This is a genomic window from Oscillatoria nigro-viridis PCC 7112 (genome assembly GCF_000317475.1).
Classification (GTDB): Bacteria; Cyanobacteriota; Cyanobacteriia; order Cyanobacteriales; family Microcoleaceae; genus Microcoleus; species Microcoleus nigroviridis.
The window spans coordinates 4,211,029-4,236,717 of the sequence record NC_019729.1; the positions used below are offsets into that span (position 1 = coordinate 4,211,029).

The following is a 25,689-nucleotide window of genomic DNA, read 5'->3' on the forward strand; positions in this document are numbered from 1 at the left end:
GTCAAAAATGTGGTATGATATTATTCCTGTTTAATAAAGTGATATCAAATCGGGTAGCATCGGAATTAATATTACCCACCGCTTTCGACACGGCAGTGCTGTGTCCCTACAATTAATCTGGGTAGGGAAACGGTACTGTCGTGTCCTTGATATCATTCCGGTGCCACCGGAAACGATAGGAGCTACTTGGGGGGAAATTTTAAAAAATCCCCGCAATTATTGAATGCTAGTAGTTTAAGACTACTGGCAGGCTCGGACTAGATCGTAGGTGAGCTAAGGATTTCAATCTCACAAATTGGTCAAACCATGCGAAGCTTTGCGAGAGTAAAGTGGTGGAAATTAACTCGACTATTGCCAGCGGAATTAAAGGGCGAATACCATCTTGGGTACCAAACTGCGCTCTTAATTTTGGGGGGAACAATTCTGGCAGCTAGCATCACTGGTTGTATCAGCTATCAAAGCATTCGCCGCTTGATTATCACCAAAAGCGAGCGAAATGCTTTGTTAGAAGTTAGGGAGCGGGCCAACAAGATCGATCGCTGGATCGGCACTAGAAAAGCCGAGATCGAAATCCTCGCCAACACTCCTCCCGTTCGTTCGATGAATTGGTTAGTAACAGAGCCTTATTTAAAATCGGAAGTAAATCGACTGCAAGAATTCCAGCACTTTGCATTAATTGCACCCGACGGTTCTTATTTCACCACAAAAGTGGGCAGAGCGTTGATTAATGTCAGCGATCGCCAACACTTCAAAAAGGCAATGGCTGGGGAAGTCTATGTTTCAGATCCTACCATTTCTCGCACGCTCACAAAACAAAGAAGGATTGTTCCCATTTCGGCTCCCGTGTGGTCAAGTTCGGTAAATTCTCTTGATAAAACAGCACAAAAGCCGATCGGAGTAATGAACGGCGTCATTAGGATGGAGCGAATTGCCGAAGTAGTAGGAAAGCTGGAATATGGGGCAGGAACTTACGCTTTTGTTCTCAATTCTGAAGGAGTGCCGATTGTCCATCCCGACGCTCGATTAATCGGAAATATCGACAAGCCGGCTTCCAGTCTTTTAGAGTCTGCAGATGCTAATTTGGCAAATGTAGCCCGGGAGATGGTTTATCAAAAAACGGGCATTTTGCTGACTCAAATCAACGGTGCCAGAGTTTATGTTGCCTATCTTCCTTTAGAACAAGCTGAATGGTCGATCGCCCTCGTAATTCCCCGCGACAATATCGAAAAAGAACTGCTCCCTTTAAATATACTCGCAGCAGCGGTCGCCGTACTTGTCGCCGCAGGTATTTTCGCAGAAATTGTGGCACTCAAGCTGTTTGCCCTAAATTGCATTCGCACTCGCACAGAAGCCCTTCTCCACCGCTTGACCGGCCGCATTCGCGCTTGCTTGCACCTCGATCGCATCCTCCAAACTACAGTAGACGAACTCGGTACTTTACTTAAGCTCGATCGAGCAATTTTCGCATGGTACGACCCCCGACAAGATACTTTAGAATTTGGCTGGGAATATTGCCGGGAAGGTTTGCCGGGGCGCTTGGGAATCTTTGGTGTTCCAGGAGGGCCCTCTGGAGATTTAGCTGCACGGCTTCACCGCTGCGAAACGATACTGCTACATAAAACCGCCGCCCCTGATGCCAAAGCGTCTGAGGAACACGCCCATATCGAACTCAGAAACAGTCACTACGCAGCAGTACCCGTACTAACTCAGAATCATCGGCTGGGATATCTGTTCGCCTGTGCAAACCGCCGGTTTGCGACTCCCGACGAGGTGGAAGTTTTGGAAGCAATTGCAGACTCGCTGGCGATCGCAATTTGCCAATCCCAACTCCACGGGCAAATTCAAGAAGAACTCCAACTTTTGGAAGAAGTATTAGCCAAACTCAGAAGCACCGAAGAGCTTTTAGTACAAAGCGAAAAAATGACAATTATCGGTCAACTAACCGCCGAAGTTGCCCGGGAAATTCATACCCCGATTAACTTTATTTACGGCCGCCTGATTCACCTCAACGATTATATCAAAGATTTGCTTCATGTAATTCGCCTCTATCGAGAACAATATCCCGAACCTGGGCCGCGAATTGCTAAAAAAATAGAGACCTGCGACCTGGATTTTATCAGCCAAGAGTTGCCGCAAATCCTCAATTTTTTGAAAATAGGAGCCGATCGCATTCGCCAGATAGTCCTGGCTTTGCGAAAATTTTCCCTTCCTGACGAAGCTAACAAAGAACGCGCCAACGTTAATGAGAGCATCGACAATATTTTGCTGTTGCTGGCTCACAGACTGGAGCAAAAAATATTAGTAGTCAAGGAGTACAACAACCTGCCGCCAATTTTGTGTTATCCCGGTCAAATTAGCCAGGTATTCGCGAGTCTCATCATCAATGCTATTGATGCTGTTAAAAGTATTGAAAACTCCGCTCAAATTATTACAATTACCACCGATATTGTCGAGGAGTCTAGAGGCAGGTTTATCGTAGTAGCGATCGCCCACAATGGCTCAATAATTCCGCAGGAAATTCAACACAGAATATTTGAGGAGTTTGGCCGTACTAAATCCTTGAAAAATTTGAGAGGACTAGAGTTGTCGGTTTGCTATAAAATTATTGTAGAATTGCACGGCGGCCGCCTTACAGTTGAATCTCCGGTTCAACCTCAAATTAAATCTAAAACAGGGGGCGGTGCTGAGTTTATAGTAAAATTGCCGGTCGTTTGATATCGCATCTTGCCGCCAGGGAAACCCGTCGCAAATCTTGCTAGCAAGCTGCGCGAAAAGCTTAATTTCTGTTTGTACTGAGGACTTTAGCCGTCAGAAAACAGAGGGCTGAAGTCCTCACTACAAACCTAACGATCGTTTGTCAACCCAAATTGCTATGATAGGATTAGGGAAATAATAAAGGTGCAACCACAGCAAACAACCAACCTCCCATTACCAAGACTTCCGCAACAATTAATAAAATATTTCTGTTCTTTTTCAAATTAAGCATTTTCACATTAAGAGCGATCGAGCAAAGAGCGAATTTTCTTCCACCAAGCAGCCGGCGAATCTTCCGGGCGATATGCGGCATCAAACATCGACAAAATTAGCGGCAAACCCCCCACCTTCGCACTCATCAACAAGTGCATTGCCAGACAAAATACCAATACCACCCAACCAGAAGCGTGTAAATAATACCAAACCTGCGTCAATTCCCCAGCCGGCAGCCATTCTTCCTTAACCATACTGCCAGAAGCGATCGCCCAAGTCAGTGCCAGCAACATCAACGTATTCACAATCCGGTGCAAACTGTACCACCAAATCGGTTTTCCTAACTGCGTTAGTTTGCCAAAAGAATCCGGCTGCACCAAGCGTTTTTGACCTGCGTGGAAACTGTACAATGCAAAAGCCGGCATTATTCCTAACAGCAACATCTTGCCAAAAGTGCCGTGAATCCCGATAATATCTGCAATCTGAGGCACTGGGACTTTGCCAAACCGCCCATCGTAGGTGTTGTAAACCAGAAATGCGCTCAAAATTGCTAAAAGGGCGATCGCAGCGTTAACCCCGTGCAGTAACCTGAGCAGCAGTGGCTGGTAGGGTCTAGATTGCGGCATAATCAATTCTGCTACTCGATCGATAATTTTTTAGAGAATACAGCTAAGCGCCCATTTTTTCAACCCTCGCCAATAGTGAAATAAATCTGAAATAAAAATGAAAGGTTTATGAAAAAAAAGCATTAATATCAAAGTTTAGTGTAAAATAAAATTGTCAAGAAGAACAGTTTATTTATAACACCTAACACTTTACAAAAATGGATGCAGCCACTACCATCTTACTTTCCTTGGGACTAGCAGCAGATGCTTTTGCTGTTGCTGTTTCTAGCGGTTTAGCAATTAAACACATGAAGGTGAATAAAGCTTTAAAAATCGCCTTATTTTTCGGAGGTTTTCAAGCTTTAATGCCCGTATTAGGATGGTTTTTCGGCCTTAGTTTTAGTTTTTTGATAACACCTATCGACCATTGGATAGCTTTTGGTTTATTGAGTTTCATTGGCGGTAAAATGATTTACGAATCGCTGCAAACCGAAGAAGGCGAGAAAAAATTTAATCCCTTAGATACGGGTACTTTGATAACGCTGTCGGTGGCGACAAGCATCGATGCTCTTGCAGTTGGCATCGGATTTGCAGTGCTAAAAACTGCGATCGGCCCTGTCGCTAGTGCGATCGGGTTTATTACTTTCTTTGTCGTATTTGCTGGCGTGTTCATCGGCCACAAGTGCGGCAATTTATTTGGAAATAAAATAGAGTTACTAGGAGGCGTAATTTTAATTGCGATCGGCAGCAATATATTATTTTCGCATTTAACAGAAGCGTCGGCAGTCATCAGTCATTAGTCATCAGTAATGGGTAATTGGTAATTTATACTTTTTCCAGGCTATGCCTGAGAACACATACCCGGAGGCTGTGGCTACAATGCCGAATTTCTCATGCCCAATTCCCGCTACAATAATAATATTGCGTTAGAGGACAAAATTCTGTGCTGAAACTTTACGGCGGAGCCCGCAGCAGGGCCTCAATTGTCAAGTGGTATCTAGAAGAAATAGCGGTTCCCTACGAATTTGTGATGCTGGATATGCAAGCAGGGGCACACTTGCAGCCAGAGTATCTCGAAATTAACCCGATCGGCAAAGTACCGGCAATTGTTGACGGAGATTTTAAACTTTGGGAATCCGGCGCAATTCTGCTGTATTTAGCTCAAAAATATGGTAAGATGCCCGACACTTTGGAGGAGCAAGCTCAAATCGTGCAGTGGGTCATATTTGCTAACGCTACGTTGGCGCCGGGAATATTTACAGAAGCAACTCGCGATCGCGAAACTCCCAAGTTGTTAACACCGCTTAATCAAATCTTCGAGAAACAGCCGTTTTTGATGGGCGATGAATTCGGTGTCGCCGACGCAGCAGTAGGGTCAGCTTTAGCCTACATTCCAATGATGCTAAAACTAGACCTCAGCCCTTATCCGGCTGTTGTAGATTACATCAAGCGGATCTCAGAAAGGCCTGCTTTCAAAAGTGCGATCGGCGGTAGCTGAAGGATGGCACTACACGGATTTTGACACGGATACACGGATGAATTATTGAGGGTGAGTCAGGAGTCAGGAGTCAGGAGTCAGAGGGCAACAGTCAGCAGTCAGCAGTCAGCAGTCAGAGGGCAAAGTCATAAAACTTAATAGCTAAAAGCAGGGGCAATTTGTGAATTGCCCCTGCTTTTGATGAAATCAAACTTATCTAAATCCGACAGCCGCCTGCCAAACAAAAGCCAGCAGCAAGAAAAATACGGGAATGACCGGCAAAACATTAACCAAAGGCTCAAAAATCGAATAAGCTTCGGGCAGTTTTGCTAAGAGTAATGCAGCTTCCATGAATCAACCTACCTATCCAACAGAATTTTCATAATTGTCGCATATCTTTACCCAAGGCAATCACGATCGATCGACTCTCGGTGCAAGCCAGCAGGCAAACTCTTCAGTAAATCGATCGGCCAAAATCGCCTCCCGCATCCTCCCCGTAAAGCGAATCAACTCCGTCACATTGTGAAGCGCCAGCAAAGTATACCCCAGCACTTCGTTAGCCCGCGCCAAATGGGCCAAATAAGCCCGACTGAATTTTTGGCAGGTATAACAAGGACAAGACTCATCCAGCGGAGCAAAATCCTCCCGGAACCGAGCATTTTTCAAACTCCAGCGTTCCCCACCAACAAACGCCGTCCCGTGGCGGGCCAGCCGAGTCGGAATCACGCAGTCAAACATATCTACGCCACTCGCCACCGCCAGCGCCATTTCCCGATAAGTCCCAATCCCCATCAGATAACGCGGTTTATTTGCCGGCAACAGAGGCGCAGTCACCTTCACAATCTCTGCGATCAAATCCCCCGATTCCCCCACACTAACGCCGCCGATGGCGTAGCCCGGTAAATCCAAATCTACCAACTGGTTCGCCGCGCGCGATCGCAAATCGGGGAAAACGCCCCCCTGGACGATTCCAAACAAAGCTTGATCCGGGCGCGAGTGAGCTTGAATGCAGCGTTGCAGCCAGCGGTAAGTGCGATTTGTGGCGGCCTCCACCTCCTCCCGCGTAGCGGGGTAAGGGGGACACTCGTCAAAGGCCATAATCACATCGGCGCCCAAGTCATTCTGAATTTCGATCGATCGTTCCGGTGTCAAATTAATCATGCGGCCGTCGCGGGGAGAGCGAAAAGTCACCCCATCATCAGTAATCTTCCGCATTTGGCTCAAGCTAAACACCTGAAAGCCACCCGAATCCGTCAGCATCGGGCCCGGCCAAGCCATAAATTTATGCAATCCGCCGGCGCCGGCGACAATTGCTTCCCCCGGCTGCAAGTGCAAGTGATAAGTATTTGCCAAAACCATTTGAGAACCCGCCGCCTCAAGATGTGCCGGCGTCAAAGTTTTGACATTAGCTAGCGTCCCCACTGGCATAAATTTAGGTGTTTCCACCACACCGTGGGGAGTGGCAAAAACCCCTGCACGCGCTTGGGTATGGCTGCAATTAGCCTGACATTTAAAAGAAAATTTCGCCTTGTCCTCAGTCATTAGTCCCCGATGCTCGTTAACCGCTACTCGGCCGTCCGTGTTATTTAATCTATTGTTGATGACATCGCGACCAAAAAAACCATGACCGAGAATTTCTAGATGGTACCCGCCACGCGATTTATCCGTGGAATCAATCCAAAACCGACAATCGAAAATCCTTGCATCCCCCGAATTTATCTCGCGCAAGTCAATCCAAAATCGACAATCGAAAATCTAAAATCGAATGACCCCGCCCAAAAACGGAGACAAGTTTCCGACAATCGCCGTGGAGGGCAAAAATTTTTAGACCTTAGTTCTACCTCCCAGATTCACGGCGCTGCGAGTAAATCTAAAATCTAAAATCTAAAATCTAAAATCGACTGACGATTAAAAGGGGGAATCATCATCGTCCAATTGCAGATCCCAGTTGCCTGAGAGTACCTGATCGACAACCGCATCCAAAGCCGCAGCATTTAAATTCCGGGCGAATTGCTCTTGCAAAGGATTGGAGAGGGGAATTAACCGCAACAGCCGTCCGTCTTGAATCAAGTCAAAATAAGCACCATCTTCAGGGGACTGTTTCAGTTCCAGGTAATCAAAACTATACACGTTCAAATAAAGGGCATGGTTGGCAATCAGGGTAGAACGATCGGGGTTGGCGAAGACTTCGAGCACATACCCTTCGCCTTCGCTGTAAATCTTGCCATCTTGTATGTGAAGGTAGCGGACACGTCCTAAATCAAACAGCAATCTTTTGATATCGCGTTTGTTGACGACAATCCCTGTATCGATGATGCAAGGAGCAACTACCCTGTTATTCAATTGATCGTGACTCATGGAGTAAAAGCCTCTGTTGTAGTATTTTCCCGTCTTGAAAATCAGGGAGTTAGCTAGAATTCTTGGTACGGGAAACGCGGATCTTGAGTTTAGTCATTTTAGATGGGGAGCTTTGGGATCGCTGCCGACAGAGGTTTTCCGGGGAAAAGAGCGGGCGACAGGAGGAATGCTCGATCCAAAAAACTAGGGTGTTACAGTCCAATTCTGGCACACGCTAATCGATTGACAACTGCATACCAGATGAAAAATTTTCTATCTTATGGTGCATGATAAATGGGTTCGCTCTACGATCGACTTTTTCCGGAATCAAGGCGCTGCCATCGCAGCCGCAGTCGCTTTTTATACTTGTTTGCCGGTACCGGTGTCTTGGACTTTGGAGTTTCGGGGCATTGCCCGCTTGGCACCGGCGATCGGGCTTTTGATTGGGGGAATGCTGGGACTGGCGGATGTTGGGTTGCAGTTGTTGGGAATGCCTGCTCTGACTCGATCGGCCTTGGTGGTAGTCTCGGGCATCGCCGTTACTGGCGGGCTGCACCTAGACGGCGCAATGGACGCGGCGGACGGGCTGGCTGTACCAGACCCCGTGCGCCGGCTGGAAGTGATGCGGGACAGCGTTACAGGAGCCTTTGGGGCGATGGCTGCGATCGCGATCGTCCTGCTGAAAACTGCCGCTCTCTCGGACTTGAACAACTATCGGTGGCTGGCTTTGATGGGTGTGGCGGGTTGGGGGAGGTGGGCCCAACTGGTGGCGATCGCCCGCTATCCCTATCTCCGGGCCGAGGGTAAGGGAGCTTTTCACAAGGAATCGATTTATTCTCCTTTTGATTTTATACCGGGAGTGCTGTTGCTGCTGAGTTTGAGCCTGGTGCAAGTTGTCTTGGAGGGCGATCGGTGGCTGTTGGCGGTGGGGATGGCTTTGGGGGGAAGTGCGATCGGAATTTTTGCCGGAGCCTGGTTTAACCACCGTTTGGGCGGCCACACGGGCGATACTTACGGTGCTGTAGTCGAGTGGACTGAGGCTTTGTTGCTGTGTCTTTTGGCAGCATTGGAAGGGTAAGTTATGCCATGTTGCCATAGTTTTAATTAAGACTTTAGTCCTCAATTTACCAAATAATGACTGCTCTAGCAGGTGGAAATCCGCACTCAACAGCAATGATTTTCATCCTGTCTGGCTTCAAATGCTGCGCTAGATTTGATACAGCAAACCTCAACTTTCAAGAAAGCTATGGGATACTTTATTGCTGCGATCGTCCTCGGAATGTTAATTTGGGCTGGGTTCGAGATTGTCCAAACAATCCGCAATTGGGAAACGAATCCCGAAGAAACCACCAGCAACATTCAAGCTGAAATGCTCAAAGAAACATATCGCGGTCAATTTGGTGCCGATGCGTTGGAGGGAGGGAGTCAGGCTGTCGGAAACGCACTCCACGCCGGCCACTGCGCCGCCGAAGCTGGGACTTGCGAAGCTGCTGCAAGTGCGATCGCCCCTATCGTAGAAGGCTTGTTGCACGTAGGGCATCATTAATTCGATCGACAAATACAGATAAAATCTGTGTTTATCTGTGTCGATCTGCGGTTAAAATCTCATAAGTTCTTACGCTGAAACCGATCGACCGCAGCCTGCAATTTTTCCCCCAGTATCCGAACGTGAGGTTCTTTTAACATCCCAAGGTGGTTGCTGGGAATCTCGTGAACCTCTATTCCTCCCGTAATTACCCCGCCCCAACCCAATTCGCGATCGGCACCAGACGCCTCCGCACTCTCAACTGCCTTGAAAATAGAAGCCCGACCCGGATAAACTCCCCCTACATAATTTTTCAATGCCTGATGATTTAATTCCCGATGAGTGAAGTTTTCCAAATAAATTGGCAGGGGACGCCCCACCGCGCGGTACAAATTGCACAAAATTCTCCACTGAATCTCAGTGAGATCCTCGATTTTTCCGATCAGATTGCTCTTCGCTTTATTCATAAATGCACCGGGGGTGAGACGTAAAATTCTCATGATCCCTTCACTTTGCTTCATCTCAGACGAATTTTTGAAAGCAGCCGGCCCGTAGGTGTCCAACAATCCCAGCAAAGCTACCTTCTCACCTAGATCGTGAAGTTGCCTGGCCATCTCAAAAGCTACTGTCCCGCCAAAAGATACTCCTAACAGAAAATAAGGGCCGTGCGGCTGAAAATTTTGCATTTCTTTTATGTAATAAGCTGCCAATTCCTCAACTCGATTGGGGGGAGCCAATTTTTCATCCATAATCTGGGTTGACAGTCCCAAAACAGGCTGCGATCGATCGATATAATTCATTAAAGGACGGTAAAATTCCAATCCTCTACCGAGTACGTGGATGCAAAACAGAGGCGGTTTGTAACTTCCGGTTCCCGGTTGAATCACCACCATTGACGGAGACGGTGACGACCATTCCGGTTCGCGGAGAATGTCAGCCAATTGTTCAACCGTTGGCGATTGGAAAATAGCAGACAGCGGCAGCTTTTTGTCGAATACTTTCTCAATTTCAGCTAACAAGCGCGCTGCTAGCAGGGAATGTCCTCCCACCTCGAAGAAATTGTCCCTAATTCCCATTGAATTAATGCCTAAAACTTGTTGCCAAATTTCTGTCAGTTGGATATCTAATTGGTCGCGCGCGGCAACAGCAATTGTTTCATTGGGCGCAGCGTCGCTAGATTGCCACTTTTGAGTTGCCAAAGCGCGGCGGTCTACTTTGCCGTTGGGGTTTAAGGGCAGTTCTTTCACCAACACAAAAGCACTCGGTATCATATAGTCGGGTAGCCTTTGTTTTAGGTAGTCGCGCAGATTGCCAGTCAAAGTGCGCTGCAAAGTTTTCCACAAGCCTTGAGTTTCCAACTGATAGGCTACGCTTTGGTTAACTGTATTCTGTTCGTTCGGTGTAAGCTGAAACTGAATCCCGGTTTGTGGTGGACGCGACCAGGCGACTATCCCTGAAAGCCAGCGCGGTTCGTTCTCTCCAGGCAGTTGCAGGTGCAGGCGAACGCTCCTACCTCGATCGAGAACTGGCACGCCCACCAGAGCAACGCCACTCGTGGAGATATCCTCTGTGTCGAGTTTGATGGGTTTACCGTCTAGTTCTAGTTGGCATTCACTGTGATAAGGGATGCGCTCTGGAATGAGTTTGGAGACGAGATAAGCCACGAGACGCTTGTTGCCAGGTGTGTCTTCTCGGTCAATGACTGCTGTAGAGAGTACGTCTGGGTGTTGTGTTAGTAAAGTTTCAATTTCGCCGAGTTCGATGCGGAAGCCGCGAATCTTTACCTGATTGTCGGCGCGTCCGAGGTATTCGATGTTACCGTCACTCAGGTAGCGCGCTAAATCCCCTGTTTTGTAAAGGCGATTTGATTTGGTACGATCGGATGCTTCTTGGTTTTGGGCAATCTCTAGTTTTTCACCAGCATTCCCCAATCTAAAATCTAAAATCGGCAATCTAAAATCGTTGAAGGGATTGGGAATGAACCTTTCGGCTGTCAAATCGGGGCGGTTGAGGTAGCCTCTGGCCAAGCCGGCGCCGCCTGCATACAATTCCCCCGCAACGCCGATCGGCACTGGCTGCAAATGCCGATCGAGTATGTAAACTTGAGTATTGGCGATCGGCCGCCCGATGGGCACAGAATTAGTAATTTGACTGTCAGGGGCGATCGGCGCGCAGCAAGTAAAAGTGGTATTTTCGGTCGGCCCGTAACCGTTAATTAATTTGCAATTTGGAACTTCTCGCAGCAACTTCTGGACGTGAGGAACAGATAAAACGTCGCCGCCTGCCAACAGTTGGCGCACGCCCTTTAAATCGTCAATGCGATCGTCCACCATCAAGTGAAACAGTCCGGCTGTCAGCCACAAAATTGTCACATTGTATAAGCGAATCGCCTCTCCCAACTCTGCCAAAGACGGGCTGCCGGGAGGGAATACCACCAGTTGCGCTCCGTTGAGCAGCGCTCCCCAAATTTCCAAGGTCGAGGCGTCGAAGGAAATCGGAGCAAGTTGCAGGAAGACTTCTGCTGCGGTGAGGCTGGCAAAATTAGTGTCTTTGACTAACCGCACTACGCCCCGGTGGACGACGCAAACGCCTTTGGGCTTGCCTGTCGAACCGGAAGTATACATGACATAAGCTAGATTGTCTGCATTAGCGAGATTGGCTGGGTTTATCTCACTTTGTGCGTCTATTTCCTCCCGCGCCGCATCCAGGCAAATGACTTTTGCTCCGCTGTCGGGAAGTCTTTCTACGAGGTTCTGTTGAGTCAAAAGCAGCGATATTTGGGCGTCTGACACCATGAAATCCAGCCGGTCTTTGGGATAAGCTGGGTCTAAGGGCAAGTAAGCCGAGCCTGCTTTAAGAACAGCCAAAAGCGAGACGATCGCATCGATCGATCGATCCAAACAAATGCCCGCTAAAACTTCCGGGCCGGCCCCCAAAGTTTGCAGGTAATGTGCGAGTTGATTGGCGCGACAATTTAGCTGTTGGTAGGTTAGCTGTTGCTCTCCAAAAACTAAGGCTACAGCATCGGGAGTTTGTTGTGCTTGAACTTCAAATAGTTGGTGAATGCAGGCTGATTCGGGATAATTTGTGTGAGTGTTGTTCCACTCGACTAATAGCTGTTGTTGTTCCGCTGCTGTCAAAATTGGCAAGTTTTTCAGCGGACACTGAGGATTAGCAACTATCCCCTCTAACAGCACCTCAAATTCAGCCATGCGGCGGCGGATTGTCGCAGCATCAAATAAGTTGGTATTGTACTGGCACTCCAGCACGAGTTTGTTTTTTGTTTCGCTGGCATTCACTGCCCATTCAAAGTTTTCGCAAGTTCTCGGATTCGAGAAAACTTCAGCCTTAAAACCGTCAAAATTAAGTTGCTCTTCTGCAAGCTGCACGTCCAGATTAAAAGTTACAGGCACTAGCGGAATGCGACTGAAATCCCGCGGCACTGCTAGTTTTTTTACGAGAGTACCGAAGGTAATCTGCTGGCAGTCGAGAGCATCTAAAATTGCCGTGCGGCGCGATCGCAAATAATCTCTAAAAGATTGTTCCTCCTTAATGCGGGTGCGGATCGGCAACAAGCTCACGCAGTGTCCCGCAAGCTTGTCTTTTCCCCCAACAAGTTGTCCTGCCGCCGGCATTCCGACAACCAAATCTTCTTGCCCGCACAAGCGGTACATAAAAGCTTCAAATGCAGCAAACAGAGTTGTAAAAAAACTGCATCCTGCTTTTTTTCCCAGACGTTTGAGGTTAACAACCAAATCACGATTGAGTTCCCAATCTTCCCGCGAACCCTGGTAAGTTCTCAAAGCAGGTCGCGCTCTGTCTGTCGGTAAATCTAGCACCGGAATTGTGCCTGAAAACTGTTCTAACCAATACTTTTGGACCTCAAGAATTTCGGCTGTTGTTGAGTTTTCTTCTTGTAAAATAGCGTATTCTATAAAACTTTCGGGCTGTGGAAGATTGGCAGCTAACCCTTGCTGTCTGGCAGAATAAATTGCTCCCAAATCCGGGAGTAGTATGCCCCAAGACCAGCCATCGCAAATGATGTGGTGGCCTGTGAGAATAACGATGTGTTCCTGTGCTTGCAGCTTAATAATTTGACTGCGAAACAGCGGCCCGCGCACTAGATTGAAAGGTCGATCGACTTCTTGACGGCGCAAATGTGCTAATTTCGATTCGCGATCGCGATCGTCCACAATTGACAAGTCGAGCACCGGAATGTCAAGTTCGATTGACGACGCAATACAAAGAGTCGATCCGTCAGGGCTAAATGTTGTCCGCAGCGCCTCGTGCCGCTGCACCAATTCCTGAATGGAAAATCGGAGAGATTCAACGTCGAGGTTTCCTTGCAACCGCAGACACATCGACTCGTTGTAAGCGCAATTTGCTTCGTCTCCCATTTGCACGGCAATCCAGATTTCTTTCTGCGATTCTGTCGCGGGTACGCAAGCAAAAAGTTCTCCGCCGACGAAAGGATCGAAGTCTACAGCAGTTAGTTTTGGTTGTAAATCTGCGGTTGTTTTCATTCGCTATGCCTTGGTTAGTATCTACAGGTCGATCGCGAGGGAGCATCTCAATGAAAGCAGGCAAGCTAGAAATAGGAGTTTTGAGGCTCTCTTGCTGCGGGGAAACAGGAAGAATGAAGAAGCCAGAAGAAGTGTTTTTACAAATATGAGATGCTCCCTCGCGATCGATAGTTCGAGCGTTGGGTGGGGGCGGGTTTTTGAGATTATGGATTTGTGGCAATTACGGTTGGTAAAACCCGCCCCTACAGGATTTAATTACCAACCCTAACCGTCAATTTGATAAACTATCTCCTACTTGTAAATGTTTGCCCGGACGCTCTGGATCTGCGATGTACCAAGCTGGATTTCCATTGGGGTCTCGCCCTAATTTGGCACCGGGTACGGGAGAATTGCTTGCGAAAACAGTTGACGATTTCGATCCATTTGTATTGCCATTTTTGTTGAACTCAAGAACCTTAACAGTCGCACCAGATGGAGCGGTCAAAAATCCGGCTGACTGCAATTCGGCAATGCTATTTTTAAATGCTTCCTTGGCAAAAGCAATATCTGCGTCGGAATGCGCTAGCGTCAGAAAACACGGGCGGTGATCCCAAATGTGAATTCCTTTTTCGCGCAGCGAGTAAAACAGCAGTTCTCCATGAGTAAAATCTTGCGGGTAGGTGATTTTGAACAGGGAACCAAAGTTTTTAACTGTGAAAGGTGCTTGCTCTCGATCGAACATGGCGTTCAATTCTGCAACGAATTTGTCAGTTTTGGCATTGAGTTCGCGCTGCAATGAAGGCCCGCCGCGCTTCAAATATTCGAGGGATGCCTTGGCCGCTGCTAAAGTCAGGGGATGGCGCACAAAAGTCCCTGCAAAATAAGTGACGCCTACTTCCGGGAACGAGTCGTCGCCGAACTGCCAAAAACCGCCGTCTAAAGCGTCCATCCAGGCGGATTTGCCCGCGATTACCCCGATCGGCATCCCGCCGCCGACGACTTTGCCGTAGGTGCCAATATCCGCTTGTACGCCGAAATATTCTTGGGCGCCGCCCGGTGCAACTCGGAATCCGGTAATCACTTCGTCCATAATGAAGGCGCAACCGGCTTGTTCGGTAATTCGGCGCACTTCGTGGAGGAATTCTCGCGGCTGCAAGTCGGGGCGGCGGCTTTGTACCGGTTCTACCATGATGGCTGCGAACTCGCCCGCCCGCGCTTTGAGGATTTCCAGGGATTCGGGTTCGCCGTAGTCGAGAATGAGAGTATTGTCAACGGCGGATTGGGGAATTCCCGGTGCTGCGGGGAGCGATCGCAGTTTTTTGGTGCCGCGCACGATCACTTCGTCGAAAATCCCGTGATAGTCTCCGGTAAACATGACGATCGTACTGTTGCCCGTGACGGTGCGGGCCAGCCGCATTGCGCCCAAAACTGCCTCTGAACCCGTGTTGCAGAAGGCGGCGCGATCGTGTTTTGTCATCTCGCACACGAGTTCGGCAACTTCCCCGGCTAGCGGTGTTTGCGGGCCGATTTCATACCCGCGCTGCATTTGGGCTGCGATCGCTTCTGTGATAAATGCAGGCGAATATCCGAAAAAGTTCGACCCGAAACCGTTGGTTAAATCCACGTACTCGTTACCGTCTTCATCCCAAAGCTTAGAACCGGACGATCGCCCCACCACGATCGGATAAACCAACTCTTTCATCGTCCGGTTAAACCCCGAAACTACCCGCGGATCTGCGAGGTGGTGGCGGTGAGTCTGAGTGTACTGTTTGGATTTCTGAGTTCGCGCCGTATATCGCTTGACAAATGTTTCTAAATATGCTGATTGCTGCGGAGTTAATCCGTCGCGATCGGATGTGTCGATGCGGGCGGCGGCCCCGAACACCTTTTTCGGTTCTGCGGTTGGTTCCGCTGTTGGCGCTGCTGTTGGTGCGATCGCGCTGCCGTGAGTCTGGGATTGCGGGATATTTTGAACGGCTGCCGGCTGCGAGGGGGCAGGCACGGGGGCACTGCCCCTACCGTTAGTTGTCGGTGCCGGCTGTGCGGGAACAGAACCAGCGCCGCCCAACAGTTCTAGCTGTCGCGACATAATTTGCAACTGCTGCCCGATCAGGTATTCGAGATTGCCAGACTGTACGGGATGCAAAATTTGAGGCCCAGGGCTGGGTAAGGGCAGATTTACAGGGGCGCTTGCGGGAACGGGAATCGCAGTTTGTTCTGGAGGTGCGATCGGCGGTGCGGGTGCTGGTACGGGCGCGGCTTGTTGGACGGCAGGAGTTGCAGGCAAAACCTCCGGCGGCAGAGCACCGTCGATAAATTCAGATAAAGTGCCGAGAGTGGGGAAAGTTTCTAATAGCTGGCGAAAGGTAATTTTGATGCTAAATTCTTTTTGCAAATTCAGCGCTACTTGAGTCAAAGATAGAGAATCTAAACCCATTTCTAGGAAAGTTAAGTCCTCATCAACACTGCCTAAATCCTCGCCAGAAGTTTCTTCTAGGATGTTTTTGATTGCAGGAATTAGTCTGTACTTGCGCGCTGCAGTTTGGGTTTCAGCCTGTGAATTTGGCATCGGTAATTGGGAATTGGTAGTTGGTAATTGGGAAGTGGTAATAGGGAATGGGGAATCGGGCATCGGGAATTGGGAATCGGGCATCGGGAATTGGGAATTCTCCCACTCTCCCACTCTCTCACTCTCCCCATCTCCCCCTCTCCCACTCTTGTCCTCTGACACTTTTGGTTCGATCCAGAAACGCTTGCTCTCGAAGGGATAAGTCGGCAGGGGAAGGCGATCGCGCGTTTCCTCCTGATAAAAACTCTGCCAGTCGATCGATACTCCGCACAGCCAAAGCTGTCCGGCTGCACTCAACAAAGCCGCCCATTCAGTTTGATTTTCATGGCTGTCGCTGAGGGAAGAAATGGCAACTTGTTTTTTCAAATCTTTGGCTTGTTTGCGAGCTAAAGTAGCAGCCGTTGTTCTCGGCCCGACTTCCAAAAGTATCCTGTTAGGATCTTCTTGCCAAAGCTCTTTTATCCCGTCGGCAAAACGCACTGTCGCCCGCAAATGCCGCGCCCAATACATCGGATCGGTTGCTTGTTCCGCTGTTATCCAACTAGCAGTTACAGTAGAAACAAATGGGATAGTTGGCGCTGACAACTGCACTTTTTTGACATATTCGGCGAAAGGTTCGACGATCGAATCCACCATCGGCGAATGAAAAGCGTGGGAAGTGTGCAGTTGTTTGCAGACAACGCTTTCGCTTTCTAGTTGCTGCTGAAAAAGTGCGATCGCCTCCGTCGGCCCGGAAACAACACACAAATCCGGCGCATTCACCGCAGCCACTGCCAAATCCGCGCTCAACCGCCCTTCTACTTCGGCAGCAGGCAAGCGCACCGACAGCATCGAACCCCCCGGCAAATCTTGCATCAAGCGCCCCCTCGCTGCTACCAGCATCAAGGCATCTTCCAGGGAAAACACGCCTGCGATCGTTGCCGCCACAAATTCGCCGATGCTGTGCCCGATCGCACCTTGGGGAATGATGCCCCAACTCTGCCACAGCTTGGAAAGCGCGTATTCTACGGTAAATATCGCAGGCTGAGTCAAGAAAGTTTGGCGCAGCGATTCGGCTGCTGTCGCTTCATCGCTGCCGGGATAAAGCACTTTCCGCAAATCTCTGCCGAGGTGCGGCTGCAAAATTTCGGCGCAGCGATCGACTGTTTCGCGGAATAAAGGCTCGGATTCGTACAAATTCAAGCCCATATTGACGTATTGCGACCCCTGTCCCGGAAACATGAAGATTACTGCCGGATTTCTCGATTCGGTGCAGCGGGTTGCTGTACGCAGCGGCGGCAGGGATTCGAGTATCTCAACGGCATCGGTGCGATCGCTGCAAACGGCGAAACGGCGGTAATTGAAGGCTTGCCGCCCGGTTTGCAGGGTATAAGCAGCATCGGCGAGATCGATCTCCGGGTTTTGGGCGAGGTGCGATCGCAAATTTGCGGTAGCTGCATCCAAAGCAGATGGAGTTTTTGCCGACAGCAGCAGCAACTGCCGCGGGCGAGAAGGGCTTGACGGTTCCAGCGCGGGCGCTTCTTCGAGGACGACGTGAGCGTTGGTGCCGCCGACGCCAAACGAACTGACTCCGGCTCTTCTGGGCGTTTTGCCGGCTTTCCATTCCGAGAGTTCGGCGTTGACGTAGAAGGGGCTGTTGGCAAAATCAATGGCTGGATTCGGTTGCTCAAAGTGCAGAGTGGCGGGTATTTGCCGGTGTTTGAGGGCTAAAGCTGTTTTGATCGGCCCTGTGACTCCCGCTGCGGCGATCGTGTGTCCGAAATTGCTTTTGACGGAGCCGATCGCGCAAAATTGTTTGGCTGCGGTTTTCAGAGCAAAAGCCTGAGTTAGGGCTTCTATTTCGATCGGATCGCCCAGGGGGGTTGCCGTGCCGTGGGTTTCGACGTAAGATATCGTTTCGGGATCGACGCCTGCCATCGCCTGCGCCATCGCGATCGCGTCTGCTTGCCCGTCTACGCTGGGTGCTGCGAAGCTGACTTTGGCTGCCCCGTCGTTGTTGAGCCCGACTCCGCGAATTACGGCATAGATTGTATCTCTGTCGGCGATCGCTTCTTCCAAACGCTTGAGTACCACAGCCCCGGCTGCGTTGCCGAACACGGTTCCTTCAGCCTTGGCGTCGAAAGGTTTGCAGTGTCCGTCGCTGGAGAACATCCCCCCTTCTTGATACAAATAACCGCTATTTTGGGGCACCGTAATTGATATCCCGCCGGCCAGGGCTAAGTCGCATTGATAGCTCATCAAAGCATAAAAAGCTTGACAAACTGCAACTAATGATGTAGAGCAAGCGGTATGCACGCTGACGCTCGGCCCCTTGAGATTCAGCTTGTAGGAGGTGCGGGTAGCAATGTAGTCTTTTTCGTTGGCTACCATCACCTGAAACTCGCCCGCGCGGGAAATTACGTCCGATCGTCCGGCGATGTTGTTGGGAAAATAAGTATTGTTGCCCGTGCCGGCGTACACTCCGATCGAGCCGCTGAAGGTATTCGGATCGCAGCCTGCATTTTCTAGGGCGGCCCAAGCTATTTCTAAAAAAACGCGCTGCTGCGGGTCGGTAATTTCGGCTTCGCGGGTACTCACGCCGAAAAATGCTGCATCAAAGCGATCGGCCCCGTCAATAATTCCTCTAGCTTTGACGTAATTGGGATTTTGTCTGAGATTGGGGTCGATGCTGGGGTCTAGTTCCGCGTCGCTGAAAAACGCTGTGGACTCCACCCCGCCGCACAAATTCTGCCACAGTTCACCGACACTGGCAGCACCGGGAAAGCGGCCGGCCATGCCAATAATCGCAATGCCGTCAAGTTCTGAGTTTTCCTGCGAATTTGTCATAAATTAGGGTTTTTTGGTAGATTGCTTTTGCCGTTTAAAAGCAGCTTTTTGCCGATCGGCCCTGTCTTGAAATTTGTTGTTGGATTGGCTCGCGCTTTTTCCCTCGTTTAAATAATTTGCCAATTGGGCGATCGTCGGGTGCTGGAACAATTTCACCACCGGCAAGTCTTTACCTAACAGAGTCCGAACTTGGACTGCAACTTGCAGCGTCATCAAAGAATTGCCTCCTATCTCGAAGAAATTGTCGTGAATGCCGACGCGATCGAGTTTCAACAACTTAGACCAAACACCCGCCAGCAAAAGCTCCAACTCGCTTTGCGGTGCCGCGTAACTCTGGGACTGTTCTTGTCGCTGCGAGTCAGGTGCCGGCAGGGCGCGGCGGTCGATTTTCCCGCTGGGCGTCTTCGGCATCGCCTCAACATTCACAAACACCGCAGGCACCATGTAATCTGGGAGTTGCTCTTGCAGGTAACGGCGGAGGTCGGCTATTGCCAATTGCTCTTCTGGATTGGCAACTATATAAGCAACCAGTCGTTTGTCCCCCGGTACGTCTTCCCGCGCCAGCACCACAGCTTGTTTGACGGCGCGATGTTTTGCCAGTGCGGTTTCGATTTCTCCCAACTCTATGCGGAAGCCGCGAATTTTGACTTGACCGTCAATCCGCCCGATGTACTCGATGTTACCGTCACTCAGGTAGCGGGCTAAATCTCCAGTTTTATAAAGGCGATCTTCTGAAGGCAGAAGGGTAATATCTGATTCCTGTTCGATCGCGCGTATTTCATTGTGTTTAAAAGGATTAGGAATAAATTTTTCAGCAGTCAAGTCCGGGCGGTTGAGATAGCCCCGGGCCAAACAGATACCCCCGATGTAGAGTTCTCCGGGGACGCCGATCGGTACAGACTCATAGTTCCTGTGTAACAAATATATCTGCGTGTTGGCAAGAGGGCGGCCGATCGGAGGCAGTGCGGGCCAATCTCCGGGCGGGCCTGCCAGGGTATAAGCTGTAACAACGTGGCTCTCGGAGGGGCCGTATTGATTGTGCAGGGTACAGTTTTCTAGCTGTTGAAAGAAACTGGCTATGTAACGGTTGACTTGCAACTGTTCGCCGGCGGTGATTACTTCGCGCAGCGATTTCGGTATTAGCTGATAAGTATCGGCTGCTTCGGCTAAGTGTTGCAGGGCGATAAAAGGGAGAAATAGTCTTTGAATCTTTTGTTTGTCGATTAGCTGCAACAAACTTTGGGCATCTCGCCGGATTTCTTCTGTGATGAAAACGAGGGTGCCGCCGGCGCACCAAGTACAGAACATTTCTTGAAATGAGACATCGAAGCTGAGAGATGCAAATTGCAGGGTTTTGGCTGGGCCCTCAAGGGTCGAGTTTTGGAGTTGCCACGCAATTAGGTTGACTAGGGCGCGGTGCGGGAGGGGAACTCCTTTGGGTTTGCCTGTGGAACCTGATGTATATATTGTATAGGTTAAATTGTCGGGAGAGACGCTGCTGGGTGGGTTTTCGGTGCTGTGACTGCTGATTGTTTCCCAGTCTGCGTCCAAACAAACGGCGCGGGCTTGATGCGCTGGCAGCCCCGACACTAAGTGAGATTGAGTGAGTATAACGGGAGTTTGGGTGTCGGCTAACATGAAGGTCAGCCTTTCTTGGGGATAGGCGGGATCTAGGGGAACGTAAGCTGCGCCTGCTTTGAGAACGCCTAAAACGGCGATCGCAATTTCTAAGGAACGTTCCATGCAAATAGCTACTAAAACATCGGGCCCGACGCCTAATTGCTGCAAGTAACGGGCTAGTTGATTGGCTTTGGAATTGAGTTCGAGGTAGGTGAGTTGCTGTTGGAGATTTTGGGAAAAAACGGCGGCAATGGCATCGGGCGATCGATCGACTTGTGCTTCAAATAATTGGTGAACGCATTTGTCTTGCGGATAATTTGCTTGAGTTTGATTCCACTCCTGCAACTGAGCGAGTTCGGCTGCTGTCAGCATTGACAATTTGCTGATTTTCTGCTGGGGATTGGCGGCTATACTTTCTAGCAAAGTTTGCAGGTGTCCCAACATTCGGGTAATGGCGATCGGATCTAACCGCTGGCGATCGCCCGCAATTTTCAACAGCAGTTCGGTTCCCCCGTATGCGTAAACTGTTAGCGGAAAACTTGTCTGTTCTAAAAGCTGAAATTCTCGGTTTTGCCAGTTGCCGCCGAGAGCTTGCAAGGCAGAATTAATGTGATATTTTTCAACTACTAGCAGGCTTTCAAATAAAGCTGTGCCGCGGGATATCTCGCTCCATTCTTGAGTTTTTGCCAGCGGCACGTTCCCGTATTCTTGAAATGCCGTCCACTGAGTTTGCAGTTGTTTGAGCCAGTCGATCGCTGGTAAATCGGGAGATACAATTACCCGACACGGCAAAGTATTTATAAATAATCCTACGGCTGATTCTGCGTTTTCTATATTCTGCGATCGGCTGTTGCAAATTGCTCCAAATACTACATCTTCCGAACCGGAACAGCGGCTCAAAAGTAGGGCCCACGCTCCTTGCAGCAGGGTATTTAGGGTGATATTGTGTTCTTTAATTAGGGAGTTTAAGGCTGCGGTTACGGTGCTAGAAAGCCGGATTTCTGGTGGTGTCAGGAACAGGCAAGATGCCATTGGTGTAAACTTAGGGTCAAACCCGCAGTCCGGCAGGGAATTAATTCCCTGCCTCAAAGCTGAAGTCCTCTGAAGAGGACTGATGAGTTCTTCAGTCCTCTTTAGAGGACTTTCGCTGTTAGACAGGGAATTAATTCCCTGGCGGTCTTTCGGGTTAAGTATCTTGCCCGCCCTTGAAACAGCCCCAACCAAAGGGGTAGGAGCGCTGAAACCGCTTAAGTATTGTCTCCAAAATGTTTCTGCTTTCAAGATGTCTGGCTGCTGCATCCACTCGATGCAATCTCGATCGCAGCGGGGCGGTTGTAGTTCTAACGGTCGATCGGCACACAGGGATTCGTACAAGGTAAAAACTTCTTGCAAAACAATGACTGCCGAGGTACTGTCAAGCAAAATGTGGTGATAAGTCCAGATGAGTTTGTACTCGGTTTCCGCAACTCGGAACCAAGCCAAACGCATCAGCGGGGGTTGAGTTAGGTCAAAGCCTTGCAGGCGATCGGTTTGCAAATAGGTTTCGAGTTGGTTGGCGCGATCGCCCTCCGACAAATTGCGCCAGTCTTCCTCAACGCTTGGCAGTTCAACTTGTTGGTGTAATGTTTGCAGCGGAACTTCTTCACCTGACCAACAAAAACTCGTTCTCAAGATTGGATGCCGCTGCACTATTTGCTGCCAAGCTTTGAGGAAAGCTGAAACATTCAAATTTTCGCGGATGCTACAGATCGCTTGTTCGATGTCTATCCCTGATTGTTGACCCGAAAGGCTGTCGAACAACATCCCTTGCTGTATCGGTGAAAGTTGGTAGGAAGACTCACTATCAGTGGTTGCGGATTGCGGGCGATCGTCTGCTGGCAATGACATATTTATATGTAAGTATTGATGGAAAAGACTTGCGCTCAACTGTAGCCGGATTTTTAAGACTTTTTTAAGTCACTATTTATTCCCAATCACCGTAAAATTACGGTAAAGTTATCGCTAGCGTGCATCTGAATGTTTGGTTTTTTGAGGTGTAATATTTTATCAGCTCAGCCGATGCTAACTCAAACTCTACCGCCCTGTAAAGTATTTATGATACATTTTACGGGTAGCGCCGCCAAAGAGCATTTCCCGTTCAGCAACCGTGTAATTGCACAGCCTGTAAATATTAAAATTGCTTAATATTCTGTTGACAATCGACTTTCTTCTCTGAAGAATAACTAAAGCCTTCAACATCTGCTATAACAGGCTGACATCCGCACTCAACAGCAATGACTTGCATTCTGTATGCTGGCAATCGCTGCGCTAGATGAGCTACAGCCAACCTCAACCTTTAAAGAAAGCTATGGGATAATTGATTGGTGCGATCGTCCTCGCAATGTTTATTTGGGCTGGATTCGATATCGCGCATACCATCCGCAACAGGGAACTGAATCGATCCGAAATCAACAAAAAAATTCAAGCTGAAATGGTCAAAGAGACATATTGCTGTCAATTTTATGATTCTGAATAACCGCAGAAAGTATAAAATATCGTTCTGATGCACCGTTTATTGCCTGGTGCGTCAGCCGTAGGATGCGTCAGATTAGAGATTCTCAAGAAGTATGAAAAGTCGAATTCTGACGCACTATTTATATCATGTCCGGTAAATTAGTTATAATTTGTCATTGCGAGCGGAACGCAGGCAGTGAAGCGAAGCAATCGCCACCATCTGAGATTGGTAAACGAGCGCGAACAATTGCCTTGTGATTAGCCGAACATGATATTATCGAGCGGTGTATCAGCTTGGATATTGTTAGTTTGTGGCGCAAATAATGTGAATAGACGCACCCTACTTATTCGAGTATTTAATGAATGGAAAATGCCCTTGAAAATTTTCCATTCATTCTCAATTTTTACCCTTTCGGCTCAACCCAAACCGTCATCCCCTCAACCCTCAAACCTTTGCCGCGAGTGCCGCAATATTGACCGTTAGCAGTAACCGGAGTATCGCCTACATTCTGGATGTGAGCCGTATAAAATACGTCATACTTATCAGCTTGCGGCCCTGTCAGCCGCGCGGCAAATCCCTCAATGCGCTTGGCTTTGCCCCGGAATCCTGCTAACTCCCCTTCCGAGATCCAAGGAGTGTCGCCAACTCCTTCAACGTGAGCCATGTACTGCAAATTTAAACCGGCAACGGGAGGCTCTATTTTAATTTGAAATCCTTCCACGCGGCGGCCTTGAGCTTTAGTACCCGCGTATTCTCGATCGCTAAAAGTTCGATCGCCAATTCCTTGAATGTGCGCCAACACTTTTAAACCCACAGGCGCCGCTGTTTGCGAACTCGCAGACGGCGCGATCCAAACTTTGATACCCTCTATTCTCAAAGCTTTGCCGCGAGTGCCGCAATATGCGCCGTTGGAGGACACGTCGGTGTCGCCGATATTCTGAATGTGAGCGCTATAAAATACGTCGTACTTATCAGCTTGCGGCCCGCTCAACCGCACCGCAAATCCCTCAATTCGTTTCGCTTGACCCCGAAAACCTGCCAATTCTCCTTCGCCGATCCAAGGAGTGTCGCCCACACCTTCGACGTGAGCCATGTACTCGACATTTAAGCCGGGAATTGGGGGATCGATATTAATTTGAAATCCTTCGACGCGCCGCCCTTGACCCTTAGAACCCGCGTATTCTCCAGCACCGAAAGTTCGATCGCCAATTCCCTGAATGTGCACCAAAACTTTGATTCCCAAACCGCCTTCTACTGCCACCGCTGGTTGAATGTCCCGAGGTGCCCCAAAAACAATGTTCCCGGAACCGGTTGTCTGAAGAGACTTAGGTACTTCCACGCTGGGAACAATAATTACCTCGTGCATGGGGGCAGAAGGTGCGGGGGATTCCAAAATCTGGATCTGTGGCGCAACTGTAACTTGTTTCGGCGCCACATTTCCTGACGGGATGACAATCACTTCTGGCAAAGGTTCGGCGCTGATTTTTTGTTCTGGCGCTGCTTTAAATGCGGGTTCGACTTTTGCAGGTGCTGCTTTTACCATCTCAGCAATGGTTAATTTGCCTCTGGAAATGGCGACGGCTATTTGTTTGCCAAAAGCGGCGCTGACTGTTTCTTCAAGAAATACCCACTGTTCGTCGTCTAATTTGTCTTGCTGTTCCACTAGGGCGAGCACTGCTGCAACTGGGTGTTTGCCGCTGACTAAGGATTCGGCGTCGGAATGCAGTTGAGTTGGGGTTGATTCGGAAATCGCGCGCTGCAGTTCGCGGGCTCTGGCATGAACTAATTGTAAGGGCGCGAAGTCGCTTTGTTCGCGGTGGGCGATCGCCAATACTCGATCGATCGCTTTCAATGCTGCATCGCGAATGGATGCTTTACCTTCAGAAGCTGCGGCAGTCTCGGCTAAGTTTTGAATGTCTTTGAGGGAAGCAATTTCCCCCGGCGCGATCGCGGATTTGTTGAGTTCAAGAGCTTGTTTTTGAACTGCGGCAAAGTTGCGGCTGTAGGTGGCTACTTCTTGCAGCAAGCTGTCAGAGGGAGGAAGGCCGGAGTCTTGCAGTTGTTTGGCTGCTTGGGAAAGGCGATCGGCCAAATTAGGATAAGTGTCCGATAGTCGGGCTATTTGTTGTAGCAAATCTTTATGTGCTGCTTCCATATGTGTCTTGCCGTAAATATTTAACTTGCTGATTATAGACGTTGAGCGTCTTCTGAAGGTAGGAAGCAGGAGTCATCAGTCATTAGTCCGAGGGAAAAAGAAAAATGCTCCTACTCTCCGAATCCCCCACCCAGACACTCTCCGACTCCCCCGCCCAGACACCCGGACACTCTCGGACTCCCCACTCTCGGACTCCTCCTCTGGCATCCCCCACGCGATCGCCGTCACAACCGTGCAAATACTTAGTCACACTCTGCGACTCCGGCTGTCACGAGTGGCCCGTAACAATGTCACACCTATCGAGCAATAGCCGTCACTGCTGATTCTGTGAAAACAGTTGATACTGAGGCTTGAACCAATAAAATCCCGAAGTGTTATGGTACTAATTCGCGAGATCGCCCAGCAAGCTCTGGCTCTAGGCTATCTAACCATTGAAGCCGAAAATCAACTGCGGCGGATGTTAACGACCACCAAGTATGACTTGGAAGACTTAAATGCTTTTATGGCTTTGCAACTAGCAGCTATGTCCGGAGGAGTGAAACAAGAGTCTCGCGAGCTGAAAAAATTTGAAGTTTTTGGCGAGACGGCTTCCGAAACTTCCTGTTAGTAATT

At 49.3% G+C, this 25,689-nt stretch carries 15 protein-coding genes; 7 read left to right on the plus strand and 8 right to left on the minus strand.

Annotated elements, in window-relative coordinates; translation table 11 throughout:
- Positions 1-306 precede the first annotated feature (306 nt).
- On the plus strand, positions 307-2,715 hold the full coding sequence (locus tag OSC7112_RS17750; RefSeq protein ID WP_015177201.1) for a cache domain-containing protein: 2,409 nt from the start codon (positions 307-309) through the stop codon (positions 2,713-2,715).
- Positions 2,716-2,993: 278 nt separating this feature from the next.
- On the opposite strand, the gene OSC7112_RS17755 is transcribed toward OSC7112_RS17750, so the two are convergent.
- Positions 2,994-3,593, minus strand: a complete 600-nt coding sequence (locus OSC7112_RS17755; protein ID WP_015177202.1) for a cytochrome b/b6 domain-containing protein — start codon at positions 3,591-3,593, stop codon at positions 2,994-2,996.
- A gap of 197 nt (positions 3,594-3,790) precedes the next feature.
- Here OSC7112_RS17755 and OSC7112_RS17760 point away from each other — a divergent pair, with 197 nt between their 5' ends.
- Positions 3,791-4,372, plus strand: a complete 582-nt coding sequence (locus OSC7112_RS17760) for a manganese efflux pump MntP (RefSeq protein WP_015177203.1) — start codon at positions 3,791-3,793, stop codon at positions 4,370-4,372.
- A 143-nt stretch (positions 4,373-4,515) separates the two neighbouring features.
- Positions 4,516-5,070 carry a glutathione S-transferase family protein gene (locus tag OSC7112_RS17765; protein ID WP_015177204.1) on the plus strand — a complete coding sequence of 185 codons (555 nt, stop codon included), beginning with the start codon at positions 4,516-4,518 and terminating at the stop codon, positions 5,068-5,070.
- Positions 5,071-5,262: 192 nt separating this feature from the next.
- Here OSC7112_RS17765 and OSC7112_RS17770 read toward each other — a convergent pair whose 3' ends face one another.
- From OSC7112_RS17770 to OSC7112_RS17785, 3 genes are all read right to left on the minus strand, one after another.
- Positions 5,263-5,400, minus strand: a complete 138-nt coding sequence (locus tag OSC7112_RS17770; RefSeq protein WP_006634808.1) for a photosystem II reaction center protein K — start codon at positions 5,398-5,400, stop codon at positions 5,263-5,265.
- Positions 5,401-5,460: 60 nt separating this feature from the next.
- Positions 5,461-6,591: a tRNA guanosine(34) transglycosylase Tgt gene (tgt, locus tag OSC7112_RS17775; protein ID WP_015177205.1), complete on the minus strand. Its 1,131-nt coding sequence runs from the start codon at positions 6,589-6,591 to the stop codon at positions 5,461-5,463.
- 366 nt (positions 6,592-6,957) lie between these two features.
- A complete protein-coding gene (locus OSC7112_RS17785) occupies positions 6,958-7,407 on the minus strand; it encodes a hypothetical protein (protein ID WP_015177207.1) in 450 nt (149 codons plus the stop codon).
- A 259-nt stretch (positions 7,408-7,666) separates the two neighbouring features.
- Between OSC7112_RS17785 and cobS the strand changes: the two genes are divergently transcribed.
- The gene (gene cobS / locus OSC7112_RS17790; RefSeq protein WP_015177208.1) at positions 7,667-8,464 is read left to right on the plus strand and encodes an adenosylcobinamide-GDP ribazoletransferase; all 798 of its coding nucleotides are present in this window, start codon (positions 7,667-7,669) and stop codon (positions 8,462-8,464) included.
- A gap of 168 nt (positions 8,465-8,632) precedes the next feature.
- Positions 8,633-8,932, plus strand: a complete 300-nt coding sequence (locus tag OSC7112_RS17795; protein WP_015177209.1) for a hypothetical protein — start codon at positions 8,633-8,635, stop codon at positions 8,930-8,932.
- Between the two features lie 59 nt (positions 8,933-8,991).
- Here OSC7112_RS17795 and OSC7112_RS34575 read toward each other — a convergent pair whose 3' ends face one another.
- From OSC7112_RS34575 to OSC7112_RS17815, 4 genes are all read right to left on the minus strand, one after another.
- Positions 8,992-13,434, minus strand: coding sequence for a non-ribosomal peptide synthetase (locus OSC7112_RS34575; RefSeq protein ID WP_015177210.1), 4,443 nt, complete (start codon positions 13,432-13,434; stop codon positions 8,992-8,994).
- Positions 13,435-13,705: 271 nt separating this feature from the next.
- Positions 13,706-18,808, minus strand: a complete 5,103-nt coding sequence (locus OSC7112_RS38310; RefSeq protein WP_015177211.1) for a type I polyketide synthase — start codon at positions 18,806-18,808, stop codon at positions 13,706-13,708.
- Between the two features lie 3 nt (positions 18,809-18,811).
- A complete protein-coding gene (locus OSC7112_RS38315) occupies positions 18,812-22,315 on the minus strand; it encodes a non-ribosomal peptide synthetase (RefSeq protein WP_015177212.1) in 3,504 nt (1,167 codons plus the stop codon).
- A 1,010-nt stretch (positions 22,316-23,325) separates the two neighbouring features.
- Positions 23,326-25,077, minus strand: a complete 1,752-nt coding sequence (locus tag OSC7112_RS17815; RefSeq protein ID WP_015177213.1) for a hypothetical protein — start codon at positions 25,075-25,077, stop codon at positions 23,326-23,328.
- 104 nt (positions 25,078-25,181) lie between these two features.
- On the opposite strand from OSC7112_RS17815, the gene OSC7112_RS39880 reads away from it, so the two are divergent.
- On the plus strand, positions 25,182-25,400 hold the full coding sequence (locus tag OSC7112_RS39880; protein ID WP_190274228.1) for a hypothetical protein: 219 nt from the start codon (positions 25,182-25,184) through the stop codon (positions 25,398-25,400).
- 53 nt (positions 25,401-25,453) lie between these two features.
- Positions 25,454-25,684 carry a hypothetical protein gene (locus OSC7112_RS17820; RefSeq protein WP_015177214.1) on the plus strand — a complete coding sequence of 77 codons (231 nt, stop codon included), beginning with the start codon at positions 25,454-25,456 and terminating at the stop codon, positions 25,682-25,684.
- The last annotated feature ends 5 nt before the right edge of the window (positions 25,685-25,689 follow it).

What these genes read in the sequence shown, in the direction of transcription:
- OSC7112_RS38315 (WP_015177212.1), bottom strand. Translation starts at nt 22,315, where the DNA reads ATGTCATTGCCAGCAGACGATCGCCCGCAATCCGCAACCACTGATAGT.
- OSC7112_RS17820 (WP_015177214.1), top strand. Translation starts at nt 25,454, where the DNA reads ATGGTACTAATTCGCGAGATCGCCCAGCAAGCTCTGGCTCTAGGCTAT.
- OSC7112_RS17750 (WP_015177201.1), top strand. Translation starts at nt 307, where the DNA reads ATGCGAAGCTTTGCGAGAGTAAAGTGGTGGAAATTAACTCGACTATTG.
- OSC7112_RS17795 (WP_015177209.1), top strand. Translation starts at nt 8,633, where the DNA reads ATGGGATACTTTATTGCTGCGATCGTCCTCGGAATGTTAATTTGGGCT.
- OSC7112_RS17815 (WP_015177213.1), bottom strand. Translation starts at nt 25,077, where the DNA reads ATGGAAGCAGCACATAAAGATTTGCTACAACAAATAGCCCGACTATCG.
- OSC7112_RS17755 (WP_015177202.1), bottom strand. Translation starts at nt 3,593, where the DNA reads ATGCCGCAATCTAGACCCTACCAGCCACTGCTGCTCAGGTTACTGCAC.
- OSC7112_RS17770 (WP_006634808.1), bottom strand. Translation starts at nt 5,400, where the DNA reads ATGGAAGCTGCATTACTCTTAGCAAAACTGCCCGAAGCTTATTCGATT.
- cobS (WP_015177208.1), top strand. Translation starts at nt 7,667, where the DNA reads ATGGTGCATGATAAATGGGTTCGCTCTACGATCGACTTTTTCCGGAAT.
- OSC7112_RS38310 (WP_015177211.1), bottom strand. Translation starts at nt 18,808, where the DNA reads ATGACAAATTCGCAGGAAAACTCAGAACTTGACGGCATTGCGATTATT.
- OSC7112_RS17785 (WP_015177207.1), bottom strand. Translation starts at nt 7,407, where the DNA reads ATGAGTCACGATCAATTGAATAACAGGGTAGTTGCTCCTTGCATCATC.
- OSC7112_RS39880 (WP_190274228.1), top strand. Translation starts at nt 25,182, where the DNA reads ATGCTCCTACTCTCCGAATCCCCCACCCAGACACTCTCCGACTCCCCC.
- OSC7112_RS17760 (WP_015177203.1), top strand. Translation starts at nt 3,791, where the DNA reads ATGGATGCAGCCACTACCATCTTACTTTCCTTGGGACTAGCAGCAGAT.
- OSC7112_RS34575 (WP_015177210.1), bottom strand. Translation starts at nt 13,434, where the DNA reads ATGAAAACAACCGCAGATTTACAACCAAAACTAACTGCTGTAGACTTC.
- tgt (WP_015177205.1), bottom strand. Translation starts at nt 6,591, where the DNA reads ATGACTGAGGACAAGGCGAAATTTTCTTTTAAATGTCAGGCTAATTGC.